Consider the following 18,122-nt stretch of genomic DNA (forward strand, 5'->3'; position numbering starts at 1 on the left):
CGCGGTGCGCCGATTCCTCGCTGTTGGACATTACATTGCCGGGCGAATGTTCTGGTTGTGACAGAACAGATTGTGCGGATCGTAGCGGCTCTTCACCGCGACGAGCCGTTCATAGTTCGGCCCATACGCGTCGGCCACGCGCGCGCCTTCTTCCTGTGTCATGAAGTTCACATAGACGCTGCCGAGCGCGAACGGCGCCGCGGCGTCGAAGAACGCGCGCGCCCAGCCGATGCAGCGTTCGTCGTCGGCGGCATCTTCCCAGCGGCTATGCACGTTCATCGCGTAATGCGTGTCGCGGCTCGAATAAGCGGTCGCGCTCACGGGCACGCGCTGCGTTTGCGCGCCGATCTGCCCGAAGAAAATCTCGCATTGCGGCGAAGGCAGATTGTCGATCGACTGAAGGAGCGCGTCGATCAGGCCGTCGTCGATGCTGGCGAGATTGTGCGACTTCCAGTAGTTGCGCGATCCCGGCGTGAGCAGCGGGTCGAAAGCCTGTTGCCACGCGGCGAATGGCATTTCGCCGAGATGTTCGCCGACCGGCGTGCCGAATGTCCTGACTTGCGCCACCGCCGACGGACCGTTAGCCGTCGGGCCCGTGTAGCACATCGCGAAGATGATCACCGGCTTGCCGTGCACGTCGGCGGGCAAAAACGGCAGCGGCGGCGCGAGCCGCAACACTGCCCACACGCTGAGGTCGTCGGGCATTTGCTCGGCGGCCGCGCGATATTTGACGAGCGCGTCACGGGCCTGATCGAGCGGCATCACGACGAGGCCGCCATACACCATCGGTCCGACCTCATGCAGCGCGAACTCGAATGACGTGACCACGCCGAAATTGCCGCCGCCGCCGCGAATCGCCCAGAACAGGTCTTCATTCGATTCCGCGCTGGCGCGAAGCAATTCGCCTTGAGCGGTCACCACGTCCGCTGAAACGAGATTGTCTACCGTCATGCCGAACTTGCGGCTGATCCAGCCGAAGCCGCCGCCGAGCGTCAAGCCCGCCACGCCCGTTGTCGAATTGATGCCGAGCGGCGTGGCGAGTCCGAAGGCCTGCGCTTCATGATCGAAGGCCCCGAGCGTCGCGCCAGGTTCGACATAGGCGCGCTTTTTGAACGGATCGATGCGCACTGATTTCATCAGCGACAAGTCGATCACGATGCCGTCGTCGCAGAGCGCGCTGCCGGCGATGTTGTGGCCGCCGCCGCGAACCGCGAGCGGCAGATGATTGTCGCGCGCAAACGCCACCGCGCGACGCACATCGGCGACACCGGCGCAACGCAGGATCATCGCCGGACGGCGCTCGATCATTGCATTCCAGATATTGCGCACTTCACTAAAGTTTGAATCTTCGGGCAGCACGAGCTGCCCCCGTATAGCGCCTTTTAGTTCTTCGATGGCGCTGCTCGACACTTGTGCCATGGCTTGTCTCCAGGGGTTGCGGGGGCGCTCGTCGCGCACCGTTGACTGATCAACGCAGAACCAAAAGAGCCTTGACGGGTTCGTTCTGCGTCCAGTAAACGGGGCTGTTTTAAAGAGTCAAACACACGTATACCCGCGCTCGTTCTGCTTTTTACGCGGACGCCCGCAGAGCGGCGGTCCGCGAGAAATAGCTCGCGGCCGGGCGAGGGGGCGCGCGGCGAATGGTGCATGCGCTTGTGAAAAACATCGCGTAAAGATGTGTTGGTTGCGCGCGCATTTGAGCGTTTTGCCGCAACAGGTATGACGAAAATCGTGTGTCAGCGTGACCCGCGATGCCTTAACGCGGCACTTCGAATACTTTTTCCTGAGCCACCAGAAATACCCTTTCCACGCCGACGCGACCGTCTTCGCGCGCCCCGCCGGTAAAGCTGCCGAACGCGGGCAGCACGCCGCATTGCGTTCCAAGACGAAAGCACGGCACGCGCACCGAATCGTTGCGCGTGGCAATCCGATAGACAGGATGTACATGACCGGCGAGTGCATATGCACCGTCGACCGTTTGCGGGTGATGGCATAGCGCCCACGGTCCGATGCGCCAGGGCTCCTGCACATATTCCACACGCAACGTATCCGGGAGAAGCCCTGCATGCCGGTCGTGATTGCCTTCGACCAGCACGATCCGCAAACCTGCATGGCGCTCGCGCCACACGTGCAGCGCGTCGAGCGTTTCGTCTGCATGCGCTTCGCGCGCGTGCAGCAGGTCGCCGAGAAACACGAGCAGGGCCGGCTCGAATTCGGCGATCAGGATGTCGAGACGCATCAGGTTATCGGCAGTCGAACCGACCGGCACCGGCACGCCGCGTGCGCGGAATACGGCGTCTTTGCCGAAATGCGCGTCGGCAATGAAAAGACAACGCAGCGAGGGATCGAACGCCGCGCGCAGGCTCGACAGCACGAGCACATGCCCGGCGATTTCAACCGGCAATGACGCGGGTTTCATGTGCGAGCCGCCTTTTCGAGTTCGGCGAGCATCCGCTCCACGCGATCCGCGAGCTTCTCGGTGCTGACTTTCTCGCGCAGGCGTCCGACGATTAGCGGAAACGCGAACGGCGTCGGTTTTTTCGGGCGCGTGAGCGCAAGGCGGCTGTCATTCATGCGTTCGAGCGCGGCGCGAATGCGTTTGGCGTCGAGTTCCTGCAATAGCACTTCGGCATCCGCCTGATTCAGTAACTGGTTGCCGCTGTCGTGATTGCGGAATATGTCGTAGAAGAGGCCGCTTGACGCCTGCAATTGCCGCGCGCTTTTCTGTTGCCCAGGATGTCCCTGAAAGACGAGCCCAGAGACACGCGCAATTTCACGGAAGCGCCGCCTCGACAACTCCGACGAATTGAGGCTGGCGAGAATGTCATGATCCAGTTCTTCCGGCGACAGTAGACCGCTTTCGAGTTCCGCGGCCCAGTTGAATGGTTGCGCGGACAACAGCTCGAAGCCGTAGTCGTTCATTGAAATGGAAAAAGTACCCGGCTTCTCGCGCGCGACGCGCCACGCGAGCAATGCGCCCAAACCGACATGCGCGGTGCGCCCTGCAAACGGATAACAGAAGAAATGATGTCCCTCCCGCGATTTGAGAACTTCGGCGACGAGCACGCCAGGCTCCGGCAATGCCGACCACTTTTGCTGCAATTCGAGTAGCGGCCGAACGGCGCGCATTTCCGGTTCGTCATAGATGCCGTGAGCGGCGCGGGCGAGCATGGTCAGCGTGGCGTCGGCCAGTTCGGACGAGAGCGGCATGCGGCTGCCTGCCCATTGCGGCATCGCGCCCCGCGCCGAGGTGGCGCGCTTCACCCACGCGGTCATGTCCTGCACGCGAATCAATTCGAGCGCGCGTCCGCCAAAAGTGAAGATGTCGCCTGGTTTGAGACGCGAAATAAACGACTCTTCTATTGCGCCGATGCGCCCACCCGCCGGATAGGCGACATTCAGCGTGCCGTTTGCGACGATCGTGCCGACATTGTTGCGATGACGCCGCACAAGGTCCTGACGCGGCACACGGTACAGTCCGTCGCTTTCGCGCACCACGCGGTGATAGTCCGGATACGCGCGCAACGCAGTGCCGCCGCCTTCCACGAAACCTAGAGCCCAATCGAATTCGCTTTGCGTCAGATGGCGATATGCATACGTGCTGCGAATTTCGCCATACAGTTCGGCCGCATCGAAACCGCCGCCTATCGCCACGGTCACGAGATGCTGCACGAGAACATCGAACGGCTTCTCGGGCGTTTCGCGGCCTTCTATCTGGCGCTTTTCGACGGCCTCGCGCGCGGCGGCCGCTTCGACGAGTTCGAGCGCATGCGTGGGCACGATCGTCACGCGCGAGGCACGCCCCGGCGCATGGCCCGAGCGGCCCGCGCGCTGCATCAGACGCGCGACGCCTTTGGGCGAGCCGATCTGGAATACGCGCTCGACCGGCAGAAAGTCGACGCCGAGATCGAGGCTCGATGTGCATACAACCACTTTCAGCAGACCATTCTTCAACCCGCGCTCGACCCATTCGCGGACTTCCTGATCGAGCGAACCGTGATGCAACGCGATGGCGCCGGCCCATTCGGGCCGCGCTTCGAGCAGCGCCTGATACCAGACTTCGCATTGCGAGCGTGTATTGGTGAAGACGAGCGACGTGCGCGCCTCGCCGATCGCATCGGCCACGGCCTGCACCTGGCGCATGCCCATATGACCGCCCCAGGGAAATCGTTCGATCGTTGCGGGAATCACCGTGTCGACAATCAATGCTTTCGGCAGATTGCCCTGCACGCTCGCGCGCGGTGTTTTGACGGGCGCGAGCAGTACATCGGCTGCGAAGGGAAGGTTGCCGAGCGTCGCCGACAATCCCCATACCTGCAAAGCGGGCCGCCAATGCGCGAGACGCGCAAGCGCCAGTTGAGTTTGCGTGCCGCGCTTGTTGCCGAGAAGCTCATGCCATTCGTCGACGATCACGAGTCGCACGTGCGTGAGTACTTCGCGCGCGTCGGGCCTCGTGAGAATGAGCGACAGACTTTCTGGCGTGGTGACGAGCGCGGACGGCATGAGCCGATTTTGTCGCGCGCGTTCCGCCGTGGACGTGTCGCCGGTTCGCAGGCCCACTGTCCATGGCACGGCGAGTTCGATCGCCGAGCTTTGCAATGCGCGGGCGGTGTCGGCGGCGAGCGCGCGCATCGGTGTGATCCATAGAACCGTGAGCGGCTCGGGCTGCGGGCGGGCGGCGCGCTTGCGGGCCGATGCCGATGCGGACGGCGAAACAGATGCCGCGCGTGTGCCGAACGCGGCAAGCGCGCCGAACCAGACGGCCCACGTTTTGCCCGCGCCGGTGGTCGCGTGCAGCAAGCCGCTCGCGCCTCGTTGCATGTCGCGCCACACGTTGCGCTGAAAATCGAACGGTTGCCAGCGGCGGGTTTCGAACCACGCGTGAAGTTTGTCGGCGAAAGGGCGGCGCGCAGCGGTTTCGTCGATGGCAAACGGTGCCGGCTCGAATGCCGGCGCGCGCGCGTCGAGCCGCGCCTGTGTCTCGCGGCTGCGTGGAATGCGTCGGGGCCGGGGCGCGCGAGTGCGCTCCGGCATGGCCGAAGGCGTGGGCACGTCGTGTTGGTCGGGATCAACCGGCTCGTTCATTCGAAAGCGCTCGTTGGCATCGGATTCGCATGGCGGCGATGGTTCGCCGTGCACTTTAATGTGGACCGCCTGCGCAGTCCGCTGGTTCACAAGAACCTCGCACTGGCACGTGTGTGCGGTCCGTGTTTAAATGCCGTGGCTTCACATGGCCTGGACAGTTCGACTCATCATGGAGCTTACGGTGGATATCAATCCTGCATCGTTGCCTCAAGTGCCACTGTGCATCGCGGCCGCGCAGGCCCAGGCGGTGTGCGGCGACGTGACGGCGAATATCGCCAGAACGGTCGAATTGACCGGCCTTGCCGCAGATCGCGGCGCGAAACTGGTGGTTTTTCCCGAGAAGTTTTTAAGCGGCTACGAACCCGGCCTGATTGCCGGCGAACCTGCCCGCTATGCATTCGATGTCGGCACAACCGGCGGCTGGGAGACCTGTGGCGCGAGCGCGATCTGGAGCCCATATGGCGACGCGATAGCGCAAGCGAGCCGCGACAGGCAAGAAGTGATCACGGCGCTGCTCGACCCCGCTTCGCTCGCCGATGTCCGCGAGCGGGAAACGGCACTCGCGGACTTTATCGCGCGTGGCGATGCACCCGCAAGCGACTATGCGCGACTGCGTCTCTAACAACTGCGCGCTGGATTCCGTTGCGTTCTATTTCGCTGCATTCGTTACGCTACAATGAGCTGTACTACCCATCTGGAGATTTGTTTTGAAAGCTATCGTTGCTCTGCTCGCCGCTACTGTTCTTTCATCCACGGCAATGGCCGCCGCTCCCACTACCGAGAAGCTGCCCTCGGGCGTGATCGTGGAGCACCTGGTGCAAGGCACCGGCGCGCAACCCACCGCCACCGACGTCGTCAAGGTCAACTATCGCGGCACGCTCGCCAACGGTAACGAATTCGACAGCTCGGCCAAGCACGGCGGCCCGGCAACCTTCCCGCTCAATCGCGTGATTCCGTGCTGGACGCAAGGCGTGCAGACCATGAAAGTCGGCGGTAAGGCCAAACTGACCTGCCCGGCCGCCACGGCTTACGGCAGCCGCGGCGTGGGCATTATTCCGCCGAATAGCGATCTGACCTTCGAGGTCGAACTGGTCGACATCGCCAAATAACGCCGCGCGGCATGCGCTGAAATCGAACCCCGCTCCGGAAATCGCAGCGGGTTTTTTTTATATGTTTTCGCGCGCTTTGACTAAGCTAGAAGGATTAGAAAATACCCAGCAGGGAAGGCAGAAAAAAGCGGGCAGAACCAGGCGGACAGAACCAGGCACCGCGCTTTTTCAAGTCCCGGCGCGCTCGCTCGTTTACCAGGGTCGCTGTGATTCATCGTGCATTAGGAGCGTATGCCATGAATATCGACTTTCACTACGGCGTGGTCTATATCATCGCCCGGGTCGGCGGGATGATTCCGAGTCAGGCGCTGACTGTCGCTCATGCCTGCCAGTATGTCGACGACGCGACCACGTCGGGCATCCTTCGTTTCGAGGGCGGCGAGACATTCGAGCGCTTTGCTACCGCGCACAAGAGCTTCGACTACGCCAACACCGAGAACGACCAGAACCGGCTCGTATGGGCGCCGTTCCATTTTTTGCCCGCGGGCGAGGGCGAAACGCTCGAAGAAAAAGCCGTGTGCCGTGCGGACAGCGCGGTCGCGCGCGAAGTCGTGCGGCGCGCAATCCGGCAGCGCGATGCGCAGACCGGCTTGCATCGCCTGGGCGTGACGCTTCATACCTATGTCGACACGTGGGCGCATCAGGGGTTCGCGGGCATAGAAAGTCCGGGTAACCGGGTCCATTTGCTCGAGGCGCAGGATTGCACACGCAAAGGCTGGTTCGCGAACCTCACGCTCGCCATGCAGCACCTCGTTCAACACGTCGAGGAGGATGTGCTGACGCTGGCGCTACCCGTCGGCCACGGCGCTGCCCTGCACTATCCCGATCAGCCGTGGGCGCGATGGCATTACATCGACGGCAGAAACATGTTCATCCAGAGATACAACTTGCCGGAGTTTGTGCAGGCGGCGGAAATGGCATGTCGCGCGGTGCGTGCCTATGTGAGTGGCCGGGAAGATTTCGAAAACGAAGAGGGCATGCCGGGAAACGTGAAAGACGCGCTCACGGAGCTGCTCGATACCAATCGGATCATGGACGACAACCGGCGCTTGCGCGCGATCTGCGAGGTGGTGGAAAGCGGCGGCATTCCCAGCCTCAAAGAGCCGATTCCGGACTATGTGCCCAAAGGCGTCGGCTCGTGGAAGTACAAAGCCACGGGTTTGCGTTCCGAAGACGACACCGGCGATAAGCCGCTATGGACCGATGCATTCGAGAAGAGCGATTACCGGCTCTTTCATGACGCGGTCAAAGAACACCGGTTCGTGACGACTCAGGAAATTCTGCCGGCTTATGGCTTGCGAATTGCGTGATGCATGGGATTGAAACGCGGCGGCTTGAAACGCATCGGCATTGAGGTGCGGAGGTGCGGAGGTGCGGAGGTGCGTGCCGGGCGCCGCGGAGGTGAATGAGGCCGCCGCGAGGGCGGCCGTCATCTTTCACGAGAGTGAGTTTCGTCTGGAAGTACTGTTGCGCTGATTCGCGGAAGTCGCGCTATCGAATGGGGTTTCAATAACCCCAACGGCGCTCGCGCCATTCGTGCTCGCGCCACTGTTCGCGGCGCCACTCACGCTCTCGCCATTCGCGGCGTTCGCGCCATTCGCGTTCACGCCAGCCGTCGCGATCGCCGTAATCGCCGTAGGCGACGGCGACCGGAGCGGGACCGTAGGCAACCGGAGGCGCCGCATAAACCGGCGCCGGCGCATAGACGCCGACTGGAATGCCGACGCCGACGGCTAGATTCACGTGGGCCGAAGCAGCCGACGATGCCGCCAGAACTGCCAAACCGAGTGCCGCGCCAACGATCTTCTTGTTCATTTCCCTTCTCCTTGCACGTGAAGTGCGGTGCAAAAGCTTTGCCCTAATGGACGGTTCAAAGTGTAAAAGCGCTCCACGGACACAGGTGAAACAGCGGTGCGAGATTGGTAACGTGCGGTTACCGGCCAGATCGACGCTAAAAAGCGGATCGGAAGCCTGCGAATCTCCGCCTGCTTGCCTATAGTAGAAGCGGCTATTGCAGCAACGCACAGTGGCCGCTTTTTTTGTCCATATGGGTGACAGGGAACCGACATGACGCCATCGAACGCTGCGATTTTTCAGTCCCAGAGCTGCACGCCGGAGTCGTTGCGAACGCTGGCGGGCTACCTCGAACTGGCGCTCGACGAGGGCAAAAGCGTGGTGCTCATGCGGATCGGCGCACAGGTGCGCAGCGTGTATGTGGGCGATCCGTCCAGCGCGCTGGAGGATCTGCGCGACGAAGGCGTCGTATCCGCCCAGCAAGCAGACGAGATGCTGGCACTGACGCGAATCGGCCTCAACCGGATTACCGCCGACGATCAGCAGTACCGCTTTTTGCGGAGCGTCAGATACATTGCCGACCGCCAGGTTGTGGTTTTCACACCGACCTGAGCAGTGCTGCAATAATTGGAAAGATAAAAGAGAAAGCGGATAAGCCGGAGAAGAGGAAAGCCGGAGCAGGAATAAAAAAAGTCGATAAGGCGCAGAACAAAGTCATGCAAAAACACGTCAATCGAGTACATTAAAGAAAGTTTCGTACTCCGGTGTGCGCAGAGCAAATAGACCGGGGTTTTCACGACCACACGGCTATGCCTTTCTGACGCTATTCATGGCATAGTTCAATCGATTACCACATAAGGAGCAATCGAATGCCCACGTTAGAGCAGATCCAGGCAAAACTTAAGAAGCTCCAGGCGCAAGCTGACGTCCTTATTGCAAGGAAAGCACAAGTCGCAATCGACCAGATTCGCGCATTGATGCTCAAGCATGGCCTGACCACTGCGGATATCGAAGCCCAGGCGAAAGCGCGTCGCGCCGCGAATGCCGTCAATGGTCACGCAGGAAGCGGCAACGCAACGGCAAGCGGCGAGAAGGTGGCGAAGTATCGCGATCGGAAAACCGGCGCGACCTGGACCGGCCACGGCCGCGCGCCGGGCTGGATTGCCAACGCGAAAGACCGGAATGTGTTCCTCATCGAGGGCGCAAGCGAATCGAAGTCATCGGCGAAAGTGGTTGCGAGCGGCGCGAAAAGTAAAGGTCAGCCGAAAGGCGCGCAGCCGCCCAAGTATCGCCATCCCACCACCGGCGCAACCTGGAGCGGGCGCGGTCCGGCGCCCGCGTGGCTCGCGGCGGTAAAAGATCGCAGCAAGTTCTTGATCGATAGCGACGCAGCGCCGTCGGCGGGTGATGCTGGCCCGAAAGCAGCAGGGAAGGCCGGCAAAGTGAAATCGGCGGCAACTAGTGGCGCCGTCAGCAAGAAGGCCGCGGCGAAAAAAGTCGTGGCGAAAAAGGCCAAGGCGGGCGCGCAGCCGGTCGCGGCGAAGAAAGGCGCCGTCAAACCGGTTGCGAAGAAGGCTGCTGCGCGCAAGGCCGGTGCGAAGAAAGCGGCAACCAGCGCGGTAACAAAAGCCGCAACGAAAGCGGCGGTTAAAGCACCCGCGAAAGCGCCGGGTCGCAAGCGCGCGGCCAGCACCGAGGCGCCAGTCGCGATGAGCGAGACAGCACCGCAAGCCCCGATCGAGCAGGCGAGCGCGTAAGCGTACTGGAATAGCGAAGTACATGACCCGCTCGCTTGAATCATCCCGGCAGGAAGACGTGGTCGTCCTGCTGGACTCTGTTCCTCATCCGGCGGTTGATGCGGCCGAACCGTTCATCGTAGCCAGCGACCGCCGCGTGATTCTCGCTTATCCGATTGCGGAGTCCGACTTCGAGCGCTTCGGCCCGTTCGATCCGGACGACGATCCTTTCTGTGCCGTGCTGTTTCCCGACACGGTGTTTCATCGTCTGGGGCCGCCTGGCGAGGGTGATCTGGAGATTCATCCGCTCGCATCGCAAGGGCTCGCTGGTTATTCGGCGCACGAAGTGATTAACTCGTCTCTGGCCGATGAGCTTTCCGCCGTTGCCATGCCGGGAGTCGCTCAGCGTCACTTCGTCATCACGTTTCAGGCGTCGACGTTCGAATGCGTGGCGTCGGACTATACCGTGGTCGGCGTGTACGGCGCGGCGGAAATCGCCAGTCGCGAAGCGTTTGCACTGGTACGGTAAGTGAATGCGCGAAGCGGTTCTTTAGCCGCTCGCGCTTTTTACTACATTGCTAATTGCCCGGGTCCAGTACAGGCCGGTCCGGTTCCGCGAGCGTTTGATAAGGTAATTGCGCGGCGCGCGGGTTGTTCGTCGTGTCGTCGATAACGCGTTCCACATCCGCGGTTTTAGCAAGCTCACGTAAAAACGCTTCTTTATCGAATCCCGCCGCAACACAGCCTTGTACATAGATAAAGCGCCGCTGCAGCATCAACCACAGCGTCGATTGCTCGCGCCAGTGTGTCGCAGCATTGATGTTGGCAAGACGCCGCTGGACTGCATCGGCGATTTCTGCATCGTACAGGTAAGCATTCGATAATCGGCAGCGGCCTTCTATCCAGCAACTATTGCCGCGTTCAATGCGGTAATGGCTGTCTGCGAGCCATTCCTGTTCGGTTTCGAGTGGCCCCAACGGCACCGGGCATCCGGCGATTGCCTTCGATATCTGAAAGAACGGATCGTGTCCGCGATTGATGCGTGGTTCCTCGGCATGCGCATCGAGCAGAGGTGAAAACACGACTATGCCGAGAGACAAACATAAACCCAAAGCCGCGCAATTGACCTGTCTCATCGTCATTGTCTCCACGTGATGCGCTGCGACACGTTCTTCCGTATTAGCGCTTCGTGCGCCGGTTCTCCACCGCGAACTTGATCAATTCGGCCTGACCTTCAATATCGAGCTTACGCTTCAGATTCAGACGATGCGTCTCCACCGTGCGCACCGAGAGGTCGTTGCGCTGAGCAATCTGCTTGCTCGACAAGCCCTCGGCGAGTGCATCGAGAATATCGCGCTCGCGTGGCGTCAGCCGTTCAACCGGCGATTGCATGGCGGACGCCTGAATCAGTCTCGCGCCGAGTCCGGCGCTGAAATACGTCTTGCCGTCGAGCACCGCGCCAATGGCCTGAATGATCTCGGTCGCCGGAGAATCTTTGAGTATGTAACCGCTCGCGCCGGCACGCACGGCCTGCGTGACGTATTCGAGGTTGTCGTGCATCGACAGCATCAGCACTCGAATGGCGGGAAAGCGCTCATGAAACATGCCGGCGAGCGCAATGCCGTTCATTCCGTTCATGCCGACGTCCATTAGCACGAGATGAGGCTCGTGGCTCGCCGCGAGCGCGAGTGCTTCCTGTGCATTGCCGGCTTCGCCCACCACCTCGATATTGCGCACCGCTTCGAGCCGCGCGCGCAAACCATCGCGAACGAGCGGATGGTCGTCGACAAGAATCAGCCGGGCCGTGGCGTGTGATGTGTCGTTCATGAAAAGGTTTCCTGCGAACTCTGCCTGTGAGACCCGGTTGAGCCGAGCGGCATGTGGGCGGTGACGAGCGTGTGGCCAGGCAGCGAACTGAGCGCAAGCGTACCGCCCAATGCCTCCACGCGCTCGCGCATGTTACGCAGCCCTACACCCGAGCGGCGGCCGACAAATGCGTCGGTCACGTTGAATCCGCAACCATTGTCGGCGATTGTCAGCGTGACTGTGTCGTTGGAGACTTCGAGTGCAAGCGCCGCATTCGACGCGTGCGCGTGCCGCACGATGTTGGTCAGCGCTTCCTGCGCAACACGAAACAGCACGGTGTTCACCGCATCGGGCAAAGACGCGGCGTGTGTGTGCGCAATGTGTGTGAAGCCAATCTCGACGCCGGACTGTTCGCCGAGTTCGCGCGTGAGTTGTTCGAGCGCCGCGGCCACGCCGAGATCGTCGAGCATCGAAGGGCGCAGCGCATGAGAAATGCGGCGAACTTCGCGCAGCGTATCGCCAAGACGCGTGAGGCTCGTGGAGAGCGCGGCCTCGGCCGCCGGCACGCGCGTCTCACTGCGCTCGAAGCGGGCCAGCGCGGATTCGAGCAGCAGCTTCACGGACACCATCATCTGACTGATGCCATCGTGCAATTCTCGCGAGAGCCGCGCGCGTTCGTTTTCCTGCGACTCGACCACCTGCTGCGCGAGCCGCTTCAGCTTGGCGTCCGCGCTGCGATATTCGGTGACGTTGAGCACCAGTGCGCACAGCGCGATTGCGGCAAGACCCGCCAGTGCGATTGCGTCGATCCACATCATCGTGCGGTCGATATTGATCGCGGCCCGTTCATCGATATGCGCGAGGGTCGTGTCGACGTCGTCGAGATAGATGCCTGTGCCGATCATCCAGCCCCAGCGTTCGAGCGGCACCACATAGCCGAGCTTCGAAGCGACTTTGCCCGTCGAGGGACGATGCCACAGGTAACGCACATAGCCGCCGCCTTGCGAGGCTGCGGCGAGCAGCTTCTGAATGGTGGGCGCGCCTTGCGAATCGCGCAGCGCGGACAGATCGCGTCCCACGAGATCCGGCTCGCGCGGATGCATCAGAGAGCGGCCATGCATGTCATAAACAAAGAAATAGCCGTCCGGGCCGAAGTCCATTTTCTCGAGAATTTCGAGCGCGCGCGCGCGGCGCGAGGCATCGTCGCGAGCGTTATCGACGCCCGCCTCGTACAGCGGCGCGATTGCGGAAGTGGCGAGCTGGACGTAGTGCTTCAGCTCGACCTCTTTGCTGGCCATGTACGCGGCCTGCGTGGTCGCGTGCTGCGTTTGCGCGAGTGCGGTCGCTTCGCGACGCACACCGATTTCGATGCTCGTGATAGCCACAAGGAAGGGCACGATCGCCAGCAGGACAATCTTGGCTTTGAGTTTCATCGTTGAAAAGGCGGCCTGTTGGCTACGTAGTAGTACGTAGCCGGCTTACGTAGTTGCGCGCTTGTGAGGACGCTTACGAAGGCGAATACTACATCCCCGCGGCATAGTGCGCGTTGCAGGCCGCATTTGCCGTGCTTTTTGCCGGGTTTTAGCCGCGCGTTTTGCAGTCACGCCGGCGCGAAATCGTATGAACGTTCACGGATTGGCCTACGCATTCCCGCCCATTCGGCACGAGCACTGCGAAGCAGCAGGTTCCGGCTTTGCATCGGGTATTGCAACCTGATATCCGATACCAGGTACCGGGTTTCCGTGTTCCGGACCACAAGTCCTGACGCGCGGTGTCAATAATAGACCTTGGAGAAGTAGATGGAGACCCCCCAATCCGCCGGCCGGTCATGGCTATGGCTCATTCTTTTGCTTCCGTATATCGCGCTCCTGTGGCTGCCGTTCTATAACGACACGCGTCCGTCGTTCGCCGGCTTTCCGTTCTTTTACTGGTATCAGTTTCTGTGGGTGCCGTTGACCTCGCTACTGATTTACGGCGTGTACCGAGGTGTCAAATGAGCGATCTGAATCCTGTCAATCCGGTGGCAATGACCGTCTTCATCGCATTTTTCGCGCTTGTCACGGTGATCGGCTTCTTTGCTGCGCGCTGGAAACGCGGCGACCTCACGCAATTGCACGAGTGGGGTCTCGGCGGCCGTCAGTTCGGCACGATCATTTCGTGGTTCCTCGTGGGCGGCGACTTCTATACGGCCTACACAGTGATCGCAGTACCCGCGTTGGTGTATTCGGTCGGTGCCTATGGTTTCTTCGCGCTGCCGTACACGATCATTGTTTATCCGTTCGTGTTCGCCGTGATGCCTAAACTGTGGAAAGTAGCGCATGCGAAAAACCACATCACCGCAGCGGACTATGTGCAGGGCGAATACGGCGGCAAGTGGTTTCCGGCTGCGATCGCCCTCACCGGCATTGTCGCGACCATGCCGTATATCGCGTTGCAACTGGTCGGCATGCAAGTGGTGATCAAGGGCCTCGGGGTGAGCGGCGAACTGCCGCTGATCGTCGCCTTCGTGATTCTCGCGCTCTATACGTATGCCAGCGGCTTGCGTGCACCCGCGATGATTGCGTTCGTGAAGGACATCATGATTTATATCGTCGTGATCGCGGCGGTCTGGTTGATTCCGTCGAAGCTCGGCGGCTATGGGCATGTGTTCGACGCAGCGGATACGTACTTCAAGGCGAAGGGCGGCGCGACCGGCATCATCCTCAAGCCGACGCAGTTCACCGCGTATGCATCGCTCGCATTGGGCTCGGCGCTCGCGGCCTTCATGTATCCGCATACGATGACGGCTGTGCTGTCGTCATCGTCGGCGAACACGGTGCGCAAGAACGCGATTTTTCTGCCGGCGTATACGCTGCTGCTCGGGCTGATCGCATTGCTCGGCTATATGGCAATCGCAGCGGGCGTGCATGTGAAGTCGGCGTCGGACATGGTGCCGGCGCTCTTCAACACGCTGTTCCCGTCGTGGTTCGTCGGTTTCGCCGCAGCGGCTATCGCGATCAGCGCGTTGGTTCCCGCAGCGATCATGTCGATCGGCGCGGCCAATCTGTTCACGCGTAATTTGTGGCGTCCGCTCGTGTCGCCGAACATCTCGCCGCAAGCCGAAGCATCGAACGCGAAGATCGTGTCGCTCGTTGTGAAGTTCGGCGCGCTGCTGTTCATCGTGTTTCTGCCGACACAATACGCCATCGACCTGCAGTTGCTCGGCGGCGTGTGGATTCTGCAAATCTTCCCGGCCATCGTGTTCTCGCTGTACACGCGGCGCCTCAATACGCCGGGTCTGTTCATTGGCTGGCTGGCCGGTATTGCGCTTGGCACCGGGCTCGCGATTTCGCAAGGGCTCAAGCCAGTGTTCGCGCTGCATGTCGGCGGCGATGGCTATCCGGTTTATATCGGCCTGATCGCGCTGGTGGTGAATGTGGTCGTGACGTTCGTCATTTCGGCCGTGTCGCCGCGACGCGCGATGGCTGCGGCCTGATCGCCCTGCTGTTGTAGTTGCATGATGTCAATGCCGCGAGTCCTTGGGCTCGCGGCATTTTTCTTTATGCGGCCGGAAAAGCGCTACACGAGAACTTCGACCGATTGCATCGCGCGACGAATGTCGAGGGTTCGGGTCCACGATTCGTCACGGATCGTTTCGATCAGGCAATCGATAAAACAACGCGAAGCAGCATCGGACGGCTCGCCCGTGCGCATGACGATGCCGACCGTGGAATCTTCCAGTTCTTCTCGCAGCGGAATTGCGCATAGCCCGTCTCGCGCGGCACACAATTCGACGAGCGGCCATGGAAAAATGCTGATCATGTCCGTGCGTTTGAGCAGCGCGACCGCGACCGTGAGCGAGTGCAGAAAGTGGATGCTGCGCGGCACGGGCAATCCGTATTGAGCGAACATCTGAAGGGACGCCTGGCCTTCCGTTTCCGGATCGAGTGCCACGAGCCAGTCGGCGTCGAGCAGTTCCGCAAGCGAGCGGCACTCGGCACGCGGATGATCCTGTCCCGCCACGACAGCGCGACTCGATGCAAAGAGCGGCTGATAAGTGAAGTCGCAACTCATCGCGCCTGGAGCCCGACTGCCCACATAAATGTCCAGGCTGCCGTCGCGCAGACGTGGGTTCGCGATGGCCAGCAAGCCTTCGAAAACTTCGAGTTGTATGGTCGGCATCTTCGCGCGAAAGCGCGCCACCGCTTCCGGCAGAAAAGTTAAGGCGACCCACGCGGTGACGGCAATCGAGAGCCGTCCGCGCGGCTGGCCGCGTATTGCCTCCATGGCTTGATGCGCGCGCGTCATTTGCGCGGCGACGAGCCGCGCATGGGTCAACAGCGTCTTCCCGCTGTCGGTCAGGACCGCGCCTGTCGACGCGCGCAGCACGAGTTGCGTGTGAGTGACTTCTTCAAGTTGTTGAAGGCTTTGCGTGACGGCAGCCGGCGATGAGTTGAGCATTCGCGCGGCACCCCGGACACTGCCTGCATCGGCAATCGCAATAAGGGCGCGAAGTTGATGAATTTTCATTGTTCGGTCCAGCGGTTTATGCGGCATGCAGTGAAGCGTTTGCCATTGCTTTACGCGTTCACCAAAGCGGCCCGTTCTCAAGCGGACTGTGCCGGAATATCGTGGAGGCATGCGTCCAACGTTGCAGTGCCTGGTGGTTCACCTCATTGTGCTGCGAGCAATAATCTCCGTAGTCCAAAAGGTTTTGCAGGGTTGCCGAAAGCATAAGAGAGGTTCATGTGTCGGCTCGTGGTTCCGATTCAATCGGTAATGCTTAGCATAGGAGTGTAAAGATGACTCAGCAAGTCTCCATGCTACCGGAAGGTCATTCCAATGCCGATTCGAAAGGTGTGGGCAACACGGGCGCGGCGTCGCAAAGCGCTGCTAACGGAGTGGCCGGGCGTGCGTCGTTACTGGATTCCCTGACCGGTGTTCACAACAGAACTTACGCATCGGTGCGCGCGCAACGGATGTTGAGGTCGGAGAGCGCCGCGCGAATCGCGGTGTTGATCGTCAATCTCGATGGTTTCAGCAAGATCAACGATGTTGCCGGATACGACCTCGGCGATCGTGTGTTACGCAGTGTTGCACAGCGGCTGGCCGGTTCTATGGCGAAGGGCGACTTGCTTGCGCGAGTGGGCGGCGACGAGTTTGTCATTGTTGCGGATGATCGCGGCGAAGCGGCTGCGTTGGCGGAGTTCGCGCAACGCGTGCTCGAATTATTTGCCAAGCCATTTGTAATCGCGGGCCGCGAGTATCGCGTGAGCGCGTCGATGGGCGTTGCACTGTCCGGCGCCGATGCTCGCGACGCCGCCGCGTTGATGCGCGATGCCGGTTCCGCGATGCGTCGCGCCAAGCAGTTCGGCCGCGGCAGTCTGCGCTTTTTTACGGGCGCCGAGCAAAAGGCCGCGCAACGCCGCTTCAGGATTGAAGAGCTGCTGCACCACGCTCTTGCCGGCGGCGAATTCAAGCTGGCTTATCAGGCTGTGGTCGACGCCGGATCGCGCGAGACGGTAGCTGCCGAGGCGCTTCTGCGTTGGTCCAGCAGCGAACTCGGCGACGTCGCGCCCTCCGAGTTCATTCCGATCGCCGAAGAGGCAGGATTGATGGAAAGCATCGGCGATTGGGTGCTGGAGCAGGCCTGCGCACAGGCGGCGGACTGGCGCTGGAGTATTGCGCCGGACCTTGGGGTCTCCGTGAACATTTCTCCGGTGCAGTTCAACGAGCGCCTCGTGCGACACGTTGCCGCATGTCTGGAAAGAACCGGTCTCGAAGCAACGGCGCTGCAGCTGGAAATCACCGAGGGCATGCTGATGCCGGACGACGCAGCCCTGCACGACACGACGGCCGCACTCGCGCAGCTAGGCGTCAAGCTGGCAGTGGACGACTTCGGCACCGGCTACGCCTCGCTGTCGTACCTCAAGCGTTTCCCGCTGCATAGCCTGAAGGTCGATCGCTCTTTCGTCTCGGGCTTGCCGCGCGATACCGACTCCGCCGCGATCACGCAAGCGCTCGTAGAGATGGCTCATGCATGCGGTATGCGCGTGACGGCCGAAGGCGTGGAAACCGAAGCGCAAGCCGCAGTACTGCTCGATATGGGCTGCGACGCGCTGCAAGGCTATCTGTTCAATCGCCCGGTCAGCGCGGCGGAATTTGCCGGCGTGTTATCGCGGGCCGGCCACGCGAACAGGCAGCGGTAAGTTATATAAGGAATCCGTAATAAAGGTGACACTGTCGCAGATTCCTTCCAAAGTGATTTCGTAAAAAAGCGAGTTCGGTGCCGCTATGTCAGGCGGTTGTGTACTGGAGGAGAGAGGCCATGTGTGATGCAGAAGCCGCTGCTGTGCTGTTGAACCGCTGCACGGTCCAGCGATCGGATCAGGAAGAGCCGGTTTATCTGGGCGTATTGCGTGAAGGAAAGCTGTCGTTTAAGCACGAACTCGGTTTCGTGGGCCTGCACGATGTTCCCGATGCAGACTCGTGCCGCACGGAGTCGCTGAGCTTCGCCGATGGCTCGCGCGCGTTGCGCGTGAGCGCGCAACAAAGCGAAGGCGGCTGGACGCAATGGACCGCGCTGCAACCGCTGCATTGAAGCGAACCGGCA

18 protein-coding genes are annotated in these 18,122 nt (G+C 61.1%); 10 read left to right on the forward strand and 8 right to left on the reverse strand.

Annotated features, from left to right (window positions below):
- Positions 1–30: 30 nt before the first annotated feature.
- From VOM14_RS02210 to VOM14_RS02220, 3 genes are all read right to left on the reverse strand, one after another.
- Positions 31–1,419, reverse strand: a complete 1,389-nt coding sequence (locus tag VOM14_RS02210) for an FAD-binding oxidoreductase (RefSeq protein ID WP_327627018.1) — start codon at positions 1,417–1,419, stop codon at positions 31–33.
- A gap of 337 nt (positions 1,420–1,756) precedes the next feature.
- Positions 1,757–2,419 carry a ligase-associated DNA damage response endonuclease PdeM gene (gene pdeM, locus VOM14_RS02215; RefSeq protein ID WP_327627019.1) on the reverse strand — a complete coding sequence of 221 codons (663 nt, stop codon included), beginning with the start codon at positions 2,417–2,419 and terminating at the stop codon, positions 1,757–1,759.
- A complete protein-coding gene (locus VOM14_RS02220; RefSeq protein WP_327627020.1) occupies positions 2,416–5,085 on the reverse strand; it encodes a ligase-associated DNA damage response DEXH box helicase in 2,670 nt (889 codons plus the stop codon). Before VOM14_RS02220 ends, pdeM begins: the two co-directional genes overlap by 4 nt.
- Before the next feature lie 181 nt (positions 5,086–5,266).
- On the opposite strand from VOM14_RS02220, the gene VOM14_RS02225 reads away from it, so the two are divergent.
- The 3 genes from VOM14_RS02225 to VOM14_RS02235 all read left to right on the forward strand — a co-directional run bounded on the left by VOM14_RS02225 (position 5,267) and on the right by VOM14_RS02235 (position 7,504).
- Positions 5,267–5,707 carry a nitrilase-related carbon-nitrogen hydrolase gene (locus VOM14_RS02225; protein ID WP_327627021.1) on the forward strand — a complete coding sequence of 147 codons (441 nt, stop codon included), beginning with the start codon at positions 5,267–5,269 and terminating at the stop codon, positions 5,705–5,707.
- 85 nt (positions 5,708–5,792) lie between these two features.
- Positions 5,793–6,194 (forward strand): FKBP-type peptidyl-prolyl cis-trans isomerase, encoded by a 402-nt coding sequence (locus VOM14_RS02230; protein ID WP_327627022.1) that lies wholly within the window; start codon positions 5,793–5,795, stop codon positions 6,192–6,194.
- A 236-nt stretch (positions 6,195–6,430) separates the two neighbouring features.
- Positions 6,431–7,504: a DUF6765 family protein gene (locus VOM14_RS02235; protein ID WP_327627023.1), complete on the forward strand. Its 1,074-nt coding sequence runs from the start codon at positions 6,431–6,433 to the stop codon at positions 7,502–7,504.
- Positions 7,505–7,700: 196 nt separating this feature from the next.
- On the opposite strand, the gene VOM14_RS02240 is transcribed toward VOM14_RS02235, so the two are convergent.
- Complete coding sequence (locus VOM14_RS02240; RefSeq protein WP_327627024.1) at positions 7,701–8,009, reverse strand: hypothetical protein; 309 nt, start codon at positions 8,007–8,009, stop codon at positions 7,701–7,703.
- Between the two features lie 252 nt (positions 8,010–8,261).
- Here VOM14_RS02240 and VOM14_RS02245 point away from each other — a divergent pair, with 252 nt between their 5' ends.
- The 3 genes from VOM14_RS02245 to VOM14_RS02255 all read left to right on the forward strand — a co-directional run bounded on the left by VOM14_RS02245 (position 8,262) and on the right by VOM14_RS02255 (position 10,253).
- Positions 8,262–8,600, forward strand: a complete 339-nt coding sequence (locus VOM14_RS02245) for a hypothetical protein (protein WP_327627025.1) — start codon at positions 8,262–8,264, stop codon at positions 8,598–8,600.
- 257 nt (positions 8,601–8,857) lie between these two features.
- Complete coding sequence (locus VOM14_RS02250) at positions 8,858–9,745, forward strand: H-NS family nucleoid-associated regulatory protein (RefSeq protein ID WP_327627026.1); 888 nt, start codon at positions 8,858–8,860, stop codon at positions 9,743–9,745.
- Positions 9,746–9,767: 22 nt separating this feature from the next.
- Complete coding sequence (locus tag VOM14_RS02255) at positions 9,768–10,253, forward strand: hypothetical protein (RefSeq protein ID WP_327627027.1); 486 nt, start codon at positions 9,768–9,770, stop codon at positions 10,251–10,253.
- A gap of 49 nt (positions 10,254–10,302) precedes the next feature.
- Here VOM14_RS02255 and VOM14_RS02260 read toward each other — a convergent pair whose 3' ends face one another.
- Genes VOM14_RS02260 through VOM14_RS02270 form a run of 3 tightly spaced genes read right to left on the reverse strand, consistent with a single transcriptional unit; the run spans position 10,303 to position 12,963 of the window.
- Positions 10,303–10,860: a hypothetical protein gene (locus VOM14_RS02260; RefSeq protein WP_327627028.1), complete on the reverse strand. Its 558-nt coding sequence runs from the start codon at positions 10,858–10,860 to the stop codon at positions 10,303–10,305.
- 43 nt (positions 10,861–10,903) lie between these two features.
- Complete coding sequence (locus tag VOM14_RS02265; protein WP_327627029.1) at positions 10,904–11,551, reverse strand: response regulator transcription factor; 648 nt, start codon at positions 11,549–11,551, stop codon at positions 10,904–10,906.
- Positions 11,548–12,963 carry a cache domain-containing protein gene (locus tag VOM14_RS02270; protein WP_327627030.1) on the reverse strand — a complete coding sequence of 472 codons (1,416 nt, stop codon included), beginning with the start codon at positions 12,961–12,963 and terminating at the stop codon, positions 11,548–11,550. The genes VOM14_RS02265 and VOM14_RS02270 overlap by 4 nt, the downstream gene beginning before the upstream one ends.
- A gap of 366 nt (positions 12,964–13,329) precedes the next feature.
- On the opposite strand from VOM14_RS02270, the gene VOM14_RS02275 reads away from it, so the two are divergent.
- Both VOM14_RS02275 and mctP read left to right on the forward strand, forming a co-directional pair.
- On the forward strand, positions 13,330–13,527 hold the full coding sequence (locus VOM14_RS02275) for a DUF3311 domain-containing protein (RefSeq protein ID WP_327627031.1): 198 nt from the start codon (positions 13,330–13,332) through the stop codon (positions 13,525–13,527).
- Positions 13,524–15,005, forward strand: a complete 1,482-nt coding sequence (gene mctP, locus VOM14_RS02280; RefSeq protein WP_327627032.1) for a monocarboxylate uptake permease MctP — start codon at positions 13,524–13,526, stop codon at positions 15,003–15,005. The genes VOM14_RS02275 and mctP overlap by 4 nt, the downstream gene beginning before the upstream one ends.
- A gap of 83 nt (positions 15,006–15,088) precedes the next feature.
- Here mctP and VOM14_RS02285 read toward each other — a convergent pair whose 3' ends face one another.
- Positions 15,089–16,039 (reverse strand): LysR substrate-binding domain-containing protein, encoded by a 951-nt coding sequence (locus tag VOM14_RS02285; RefSeq protein WP_327627033.1) that lies wholly within the window; start codon positions 16,037–16,039, stop codon positions 15,089–15,091.
- 272 nt (positions 16,040–16,311) lie between these two features.
- Between VOM14_RS02285 and VOM14_RS02290 the strand changes: the two genes are divergently transcribed.
- Both VOM14_RS02290 and VOM14_RS02295 read left to right on the forward strand, forming a co-directional pair.
- The gene (locus tag VOM14_RS02290; protein WP_327627034.1) at positions 16,312–17,718 is read left to right on the forward strand and encodes a putative bifunctional diguanylate cyclase/phosphodiesterase; all 1,407 of its coding nucleotides are present in this window, start codon (positions 16,312–16,314) and stop codon (positions 17,716–17,718) included.
- A 119-nt stretch (positions 17,719–17,837) separates the two neighbouring features.
- The gene (locus VOM14_RS02295; RefSeq protein WP_327627035.1) at positions 17,838–18,110 is read left to right on the forward strand and encodes a hypothetical protein; all 273 of its coding nucleotides are present in this window, start codon (positions 17,838–17,840) and stop codon (positions 18,108–18,110) included.
- Positions 18,111–18,122 lie beyond the last annotated feature (12 nt).

The sequence above is a fragment of the Paraburkholderia sp. MPAMCS5 genome (assembly GCF_036016995.1).
In the GTDB taxonomy this organism is placed as follows: domain Bacteria; phylum Pseudomonadota; class Gammaproteobacteria; order Burkholderiales; family Burkholderiaceae; genus Paraburkholderia.

Bases quoted from the DNA above. Each gene is read 5' to 3' on its own strand.
- VOM14_RS02210 (WP_327627018.1), bottom strand. From the start codon at position 1,419: ATGGCACAAGTGTCGAGCAGCGCCATCGAAGAACTAAAAGGCGCTATA.
- pdeM (WP_327627019.1), bottom strand. From the start codon at position 2,419: ATGAAACCCGCGTCATTGCCGGTTGAAATCGCCGGGCATGTGCTCGTG.
- VOM14_RS02220 (WP_327627020.1), bottom strand. From the start codon at position 5,085: ATGAACGAGCCGGTTGATCCCGACCAACACGACGTGCCCACGCCTTCG.
- VOM14_RS02235 (WP_327627023.1), top strand. From the start codon at position 6,431: ATGAATATCGACTTTCACTACGGCGTGGTCTATATCATCGCCCGGGTC.
- VOM14_RS02240 (WP_327627024.1), bottom strand. From the start codon at position 8,009: ATGAACAAGAAGATCGTTGGCGCGGCACTCGGTTTGGCAGTTCTGGCG.
- VOM14_RS02245 (WP_327627025.1), top strand. From the start codon at position 8,262: ATGACGCCATCGAACGCTGCGATTTTTCAGTCCCAGAGCTGCACGCCG.
- VOM14_RS02250 (WP_327627026.1), top strand. From the start codon at position 8,858: ATGCCCACGTTAGAGCAGATCCAGGCAAAACTTAAGAAGCTCCAGGCG.
- VOM14_RS02255 (WP_327627027.1), top strand. From the start codon at position 9,768: ATGACCCGCTCGCTTGAATCATCCCGGCAGGAAGACGTGGTCGTCCTG.
- VOM14_RS02260 (WP_327627028.1), bottom strand. From the start codon at position 10,860: ATGAGACAGGTCAATTGCGCGGCTTTGGGTTTATGTTTGTCTCTCGGC.
- VOM14_RS02265 (WP_327627029.1), bottom strand. From the start codon at position 11,551: ATGAACGACACATCACACGCCACGGCCCGGCTGATTCTTGTCGACGAC.
- VOM14_RS02270 (WP_327627030.1), bottom strand. From the start codon at position 12,963: ATGAAACTCAAAGCCAAGATTGTCCTGCTGGCGATCGTGCCCTTCCTT.
- VOM14_RS02275 (WP_327627031.1), top strand. From the start codon at position 13,330: ATGGAGACCCCCCAATCCGCCGGCCGGTCATGGCTATGGCTCATTCTT.
- mctP (WP_327627032.1), top strand. From the start codon at position 13,524: ATGAGCGATCTGAATCCTGTCAATCCGGTGGCAATGACCGTCTTCATC.
- VOM14_RS02285 (WP_327627033.1), bottom strand. From the start codon at position 16,039: ATGAAAATTCATCAACTTCGCGCCCTTATTGCGATTGCCGATGCAGGC.
- VOM14_RS02290 (WP_327627034.1), top strand. From the start codon at position 16,312: ATGACTCAGCAAGTCTCCATGCTACCGGAAGGTCATTCCAATGCCGAT.
- VOM14_RS02295 (WP_327627035.1), top strand. From the start codon at position 17,838: ATGTGTGATGCAGAAGCCGCTGCTGTGCTGTTGAACCGCTGCACGGTC.